General features: G+C 43.5%; 4 protein-coding genes. 2 read left to right on the top strand and 2 right to left on the bottom strand.

The annotated features are described in order from the left end of the window. The first annotated feature begins 187 nt into the window (after positions 1–187). Both ACM0OP_RS23350 and ACM0OP_RS23345 read left to right on the top strand, forming a co-directional pair. Complete coding sequence (locus ACM0OP_RS23350; RefSeq protein ID WP_414530797.1) at positions 188–1,168, top strand: DUF4351 domain-containing protein; 981 nt, start codon at positions 188–190, stop codon at positions 1,166–1,168. A gap of 137 nt (positions 1,169–1,305) precedes the next feature. Beyond that, positions 1,306–1,761: a transcriptional repressor gene (locus tag ACM0OP_RS23345; RefSeq protein WP_414530796.1), complete on the top strand. Its 456-nt coding sequence runs from the start codon at positions 1,306–1,308 to the stop codon at positions 1,759–1,761. A 32-nt stretch (positions 1,762–1,793) separates the two neighbouring features. Here the strand turns inward: ACM0OP_RS23345 and ACM0OP_RS23340 are convergent, their stop codons facing one another. Next, positions 1,794–2,987, bottom strand: coding sequence for a peptidoglycan-binding domain-containing protein (locus ACM0OP_RS23340; protein ID WP_414530795.1), 1,194 nt, complete (start codon positions 2,985–2,987; stop codon positions 1,794–1,796). A 19-nt stretch (positions 2,988–3,006) separates the two neighbouring features. Continuing rightward, positions 3,007–6,858: a cobaltochelatase subunit CobN gene (gene cobN, locus ACM0OP_RS23335; protein ID WP_414530794.1), complete on the bottom strand. Its 3,852-nt coding sequence runs from the start codon at positions 6,856–6,858 to the stop codon at positions 3,007–3,009. Between the last annotated feature and the right edge of the window lie 457 nt (positions 6,859–7,315).

Below are 7,315 nucleotides of genomic sequence, written 5' to 3'. Positions count from 1 at the left end.
TTCTCATTAAGTCTCTGAACCTTTGATTTGCCTTTAGTTATTTTGTACTACTTTGGTGGCTTTTTTTATCTGTGACAGTTTAGGGTGCGGAATGTGGGTTGTAATCTGCTGGGCAATCTGCTGTATACTTATTAATTAATAAAAAATTTTTTACTACCTTATATAAAAAAATCTCCGCCATAGATTGATGACCAATCTTCATGACCGTGCTGATTTTGACAGTCCTTGGAAAGAAATTCTGGAAGCATATTTTCCCCAAGCCATGCAATTCTTTTTCCCAGAAACTGCGGCGTTAATTGACTGGGAACGCCCCTACGAATTTCTCAACAAAGAATTTCAACAAATCGCCCGTGAAGCCGAACAAGGTAAACGATATGCTGACCAATTAGTCAAAGTTTGGCAAACCGCAGGACAAGAACTGTGGTTATTAGTTCATGTAGAAATTCAGGCGCAAAAAGAAGATAATTTCGGTAAGCGGATGTTCACCTACAACTTTCGCATCTTTGACCGCTTTGATCAACCAGCAATTAGCTTGGCGATTCTCTGTGATACCAACCAAGAATGGCGACCCAGCAACTACAGTTACAATTATCCCCAAACCCGCTTAAACTTTGAATTTGGTAGCGTCAAACTTTTAGATTACCAAGATAGTTGGGAAGAGTTAGAAAATAGCAATAATCCCTTTGCGACAGTAGTAATGGCGCATTTGAAAACTCAGGAAACCCGCTCATCACCAGCACAACGGAAAATCTGGAAATTCCGCCTAATTCGCCGTTTATACGACATAGGCTTACAAGAGCAAGATATTCGTAACCTCTATCGATTCATCGATTGGGTTATGATTTTACCACAAGCATTAGAAAATCAATTCTGGGACGAATTTAAACAATTTGAGCAGGAGCGGACTATGAGATATGTCACCACCGGTGAGCGCATAGGGTACGAGCGGGGAAAAGAAGAAGGTAAGGAAGAAGGGCGACAAGAAGGGCGACAAGAAGGGGAACAAGCAATTATTTTGAAACTACTGAAAAGACGAGTAGGTGAATTGTCGCCGGAAATACAACAGCGCATCCAATCCCTTTCTCTGCATCAATTAGAAAATCTGGGCGAAGCTTTACTAGATTTTACAAGTATGGCAGATTTGCTTAACTGGTTGCAAACAAATTAACTGTAGGAACAAATCATCATTCTTACTATTTATATGTCGATTTTTTAATAATATTTTGCAATAAGATGTAATTGTTGCAAATCTCCCTCAAAATTTGTTATATTCTCAATTAATAGGCTTTGTTGAGAAAAATTAGTATGACTGTTTACACATCTACTTCACTTAAAGCAGAACTGAATGATCGAGGCTGGCGTTTAACACCCCAGCGCGAAACAATTCTACACATTTTTCAAGAACTTCCGCAAGGTGAACATCTCAGCGCGGAGGATCTTTATCACCGATTAGAAACAGAAGGAGAAGGGATTAGTCTTTCCACTATTTATCGGACTTTGAAGTTGATGGCTCGCATGGGGATTTTGCGGGAATTAGAATTGGGAGAAGGACATAAGCATTACGAAATTAACCAGCCTTACCCCCATCATCATCACCATTTAATTTGTGTGAAATGTAATGCGACCATTGAGTTTAAAAATGACTCCATTTTAAAAATTGGGGCAAAGACTGCTCAAAAAGAAGGTTTTCACCTGCTGGATTGCCAAATGACAATCCACGCAGTCTGTCCTCAATGTCAACGATCGCTTATGCCTTTGTAGTCAGCTAATGATTTTAACATCAAGAGCGGATGTTAGAAACGTCCGCTTCTGATATCACTGAGGCTGATGCCATAATGCTCTTGAGCTTGTCTAATGGCTCTTTTAGTATCATCGGCCATCACACCATTGAGATTTCCTTGATAAAAACCCTTTTCTCTTAATCGTCTTTGGATTTCCAAGGTACTAAACTGACCTTGGGGAGGCTGATCAATTACACTATACAGTTTAGCTCTAGTAGTTGGACCAGCTATACCACTGACAGCTAAGTAATTAGCGCCTTGAAATCGACTAACAGCAGCAGCAGTCTGAGAATCAAAATATCCAGTTGGTGTTCCCTGTAAGTATCCAGCTTGGATTAAATGTTGCTGAACTAGCCTAACTGCTTCACCTTGATGACCAACACTGAGATTATCTGTATTTACTGGCTGTCTGGGAGGAGTGTTTTGGCCACCAACAGCAATAGATGGTAATTTACTGAGTGTTGCAGGACCGACAATCCCATCTACATCTAATTTATGAGCTTCTTGGAACCGCATCACAGATTGTTCTGTAATCGGTCCGAATATTCCTGTGGCTTGACCAGAATAAAAGCCTGCAACTCGCAGACGTTCTTGTAATGTTTTGACTTGTTCATTTTCATCACCCAGCCGCAACAAGTTAGAAATAGGGGTTGTAGTTTGGTTTAAGACGGCACTAGTTCTGATATTTGGAGGGTTGGGAGGTGGGAAATTGCTGATTTCGATGGTATCAAATGGTGTACTAGCTGTAGTTAATTGTGGCAGTGAGAAATTACTAGCATTTGGTGAAAAGGCCTGCTGATTCTGTGGTTGTGCAGAGGAGTTTTCTAATTTTTGCCTAGTCATGACTCCCACAATACCATCAACGACTAAACCATGAGCTTGTTGAAAACGCCGCACAGCATCTTCTGTGGAGAAGTCATATACTTGGGTGATGGGAGCTTGATAAAAGCCTGTTTGTTGCAGTTGTTCTTGGAGATTCCGCACTGAGGGGCCTTGGTCTCCGCGTTCTAATGCTAAGACGCTGCTGACAGAACTGAGAATAGATAAGGCCAGAGCTAGGGGTAACAAATGTTTCCAAGCTTTACTAGAAAATCGTTTCCAGTCTGGTGCAGATGCTCTGTTTAATAAAGCACTGAGAGATAATAATTCGCTGGATGCACTGTTTTGATAGGCATCGGCTAAATATAAATACGCTAGGTTGTCCATATCTGTTTCCTACACCAATTTATTGTTCTTCAATGGTTGCTTCAGCTTGATGTACGAGATTTCGTAAGTTTTCTAATGTCTGTATATTTACATCCTGCCATAAATTTCGCTGGTGTGCTTCCAGTAATTTTTCAGCAATATCACGCATTGCCCAAGGGTTCTTTTCTTGAATAAATTCACAGACTATGGGATCTTCTAAATAGGCCTGTGTGATGCCTTGATACATATAGTCTTCGACACACTGGGCGGTAGCATCGTAGGCAAATAAATAATCGACGGTGGCGGCCATTTCAAATGCACCTTTGTAGCCGTGGCGCATCATTCCTTCTATCCATTTGGGGTTGACTACACGAGAACGATACACCCTGGCGATTTCTGCGGAGAGTTGGCGTACTTTTGGTTGAGCGGGAATGGAATTATCCCCAAAGTAGGTTTGTGGGTTTTTTCCTTGTAGGGAACGGACTGCTGCTGTTAAACCGCCTTGAAATTGGTAATAATCATCGGAATCTAGTAAGTCGTGTTCGCGGTTATCTTGGTTGTGTAAGACGATTTGCATTTGTCCCAAACGTTGCTCAAAGGCTTCTGGGGCAGAAATTCCAACTAATTCCCCTTGGGATTCGGGGGCGGTGGTGTAGGCGTAGCAACTCCAGTTAATATAAGCACGGGCTAAGTCTTGATCATCTTGCCAATTTTGTGAGGCCATTAGTCCTTGGAGTCCCGCACCATAAGCACCTGGTTGAGAACCAAAAACGCGGTATTGCGATCGCACATTGGCAGCTTCTGCACTTAAACCTTGTTGTATCCAAAAATCAGTATCTTGGTTGACTTGCGTGGCGAGGGGATTATACTCTGAAGTCTCATCCAGTGCAGCTACAGCTGTTACAGCTTGTTGGAATAAATCAATTAAATTGGGGAAAGCGTCCCGAAAAAATCCCGAAATTCTTAAGGTGACATCCACACGGGGACGACCCAAAATACTTAAAGGTAAAATTTCAAAGTCTACAACCCTCCGGGCTGCACCATCCCACACAGGACGCACTCCTAATAAAGCTAAAGCCTCGGCGATATCATCTCCACCAGTTCGCATGGTTGCAGTTCCCCACAAGGATAAACCCAAGGTTTGCGGATATTCGCCATGTTCTTGGGTGTAACACTCAATTAGGTTCTCTGCGGCTTTGCGACCGACATCCCAAGCTGTTTCTGTGGGAATGGCGCGAATATCTACTGAATAAAAGTTTCTCCCTGTGGGTAACACTTCTGGACGACCCCGTGTAGGTGCGCCGGAGGGGGCGCTGGGAATGTATTTACCATCAAGTCCGTGGAGTAGGTTGGTAATTTCCTCGTGGGTTTGTTGTAAGGCGGGGAGGAGTTTGGTTTTTATCCAGTTGATTATGGGGAGTGGGGAGTGGGGAGTGTGGGGAGTGTGGGGAGTGTGGGAGGTCTGGGAGGTCTGGGGGGTGTGGGGATTAAGGAGTTGTTCGACTAATTGGGCTGCGTGTGCTTCGAGGATTTCTACTGCGTCACCGACGGTGCGGCAGGTTTGGGGATTTTTGCTGGCTAAAATTTGTTGGTCAAGTTGTGATAGTTGGGTGGAAAAATCTGTGGTGAGGGGGTCGAAGTCTAAACCCCAATCTGTGGCGATCGCGCGGGTAATACCTAAAGAATAACGGTTGGGAATGCGGGCGATCGCTACTATTAAATCTCGCAGTTGTCGCCCTTGGGGACATTGACCAAAAATGTGTAAACCGTCGCGGATTTGGGCTTCTTTCAATTCACACAGATAGCCACCGAGAAAGTTTAAAATTGCTGATTCAAACTTTAAAATATCGGTTTCATCGGCAATTCCTAAATCTTTATGTAGATTTTCGGCAATTACTAATTCCCGAATGCGATCGCTAATTGCTGGTAAACGGGAGGGATCTAAACTTTCCGCCTCGTAATATTCATCTACCAAATTTTCTAATTCTTGCAAAGCCCCATACAATTCAGCCCGTGTCATTGGCGGTGTCAGGTGGTCTAAAATCACAGCTTGGGCGCGGCGCTTGGCTTGAGAACCTTCACCAGGATCATTGACAATAAACGGATAAAGATGAGGAAGTGCGCCAAAAGCTACTTCGGGATAACAACTACTAGATAAAGCCACACTTTTTCCCGGTAGCCATTCTAAATTGCCATGTTTCCCGACATGAACCACTGCATCAGCATCAAAACATTCCCGCACCCAATAATAAAAAGCCAAGTAATCATGGGTTGGCACTAAATCCGGTGCATGATAATTCAAACTAGGGTCAATATCATAACCCCGTGATGGCTGAATCCCTACAAAGATGTTACCCAATTGCATACCGGGAACGGGAGAGGAGGCAGGGGGGCAGGGGGCAGGGGGCAGGGGGGAAGAGGCTTGAGAGTCTCCCGGTGCTAATCCCCATCTTTGGGTAATTTCTGCCTGTACAGCTATGGGTAAGGTGGCAAAATACTGTTGATAATCTTCACTGGAAACACTTTGCTGCACAGTCCGCAATTCTCGCCCTTCGGGATCATTTGTTACCCCAGCCGTCAGACGGTGAATTAATTCATCTCCATCTAGGGGGGGATTTTCTACTACATAGCCAGCCCCCTGTAAGGCTTGAATAATTTCTACACAACTGGCTGGCGTGTCCAATCCTACGCCATTGGCTAACCTGCCGTTGCGATTGGGGTAATTTGCTAAAATCAGGGCAATGCGGCGCTCCTGGGGGGGCTTAGAGCGGAGGTTTACCCAATTGGCTGCTAGTTCAGCTACAAACTCAATGCGATCGCTCACCGGTTCATAAACCATAACATCTGTTTCTAGCTGAGGATTTCGCGTTTGTATAGTTTTGAAAGACACAGCACGAGTAATAATCCTCCCATCTACCTCTGGTAACGCCACATTCATGGCCATATCACGGGGAGAAAGCCCTTGTAATTGTGATTCCCACTGTTCTACACCACCACCACTGAGAATCACCTGTAATACTGGCACATTTAATTTTTGCCACAAATCTACCTGGGGGGCTTCTGTTTCCAAACGCGCCAGAGAAAAACTTGTAGTATTTAACAATACACCAATGGCCTCTGAGTCTGAGGGCTGGAAAAATTTACTCAACTCTATTTGCACATTGGGATCACGCAAGGAAGAAACAAACAACGGTACAGGATGTAAATTACGCTGTACTAAAGCTGTACACAACGCATCAATCACCTTCGTATTCCCCGATAGATAATGCGCGCGGTAAAAAAGAATCCCCACTTTAGGAAGTCTCCAGTCCCCAGTCCCCAGTCCCCAGTCCCCAGTCCCCAGTCCCCACTCATACAACCCAACACGGGGAACTTTTTGGGGTGGTAAGGGCTGAAAGTTACTATTAAGGCAAGTATCGGAGATAAATTGTAGGGCGTTAACAATATTTTCTACTCCGCCTTCCCGAAAATACTGTAATACTTGATTAACGGCAATCAAAGGTAAAGTAGATTGGGAAATTAATTCCGGATCAATTCCATCATCCCCCGGCATGACAATCAGGGCTGTCCCTTGACGTTGTACAATTTCTTGAACTACTTCTAAACCATAAGCCCAATAGGAACGTCCTCCTAACAGGCGCAAAATAATCACTTGGGCAGATTCTAAAACTTCTTCGCCATAAGAATCTATACTTATTTGTTGTTGCAACTGCAATAAACTAGCGACTCTGATGGCGGGAAATGCGTCAGGTAATTTGGGAACGGCTGCTGCTAAAGTTTGAATGTCGGTATCGGCAGCAGTAATAAATACCAAAGGGGCTGGAGATTGTTCTAAAAAAACCAAACCTTCTGACTGATTCCATCCACCTGGTGTAGCACTAATCCGATGCATAATTTTGTATGACTGTTCTAAACTGTTGTTTAGACAACCCTAGCATTGAGCAACTTGGGGATTTTTCAATATACAGTAACCGCCCAGACGCAAAGAACGCCAAGGGAAGAGGGTTTCATAGGGTTTTTGCGTCAGTTTCCATATTTTTACCAAATTGGGATGCTCCCTTTTGGACTGCGCTGAAGGTAAACAGAGCATCGTAGGCTTTAAAGTCGGTACTTGTCGAGTTTTCATGATTGATTATTTTCGTGATATTTTTGGCGGTTCTTCTCAAAAAATGTCCCCACAGCTAATACCATTCCTTTGTGAAGTTGTATCGAATTGTATTGTTTTGTTCCTTATTTCTTTATGTACTTTGTGCTTGGTTACTTATATAATTCAGTAGATATTGAGAGTAAATTAGTATATAGCAGTTCCCATGCTCGTGAGGTACAAAGTTTTTTAGTTTTAGGGAACA

It is taken from the genome of Nodularia chucula CCY0103, assembly GCF_963923915.1.
GTDB classification, from domain to species: domain Bacteria; phylum Cyanobacteriota; class Cyanobacteriia; order Cyanobacteriales; family Nostocaceae; genus Nodularia; species Nodularia chucula.
The sequence above is the reverse complement of the archived record's forward strand: the minus strand, read 5'-3'. Positions and strand labels throughout refer to the sequence as shown.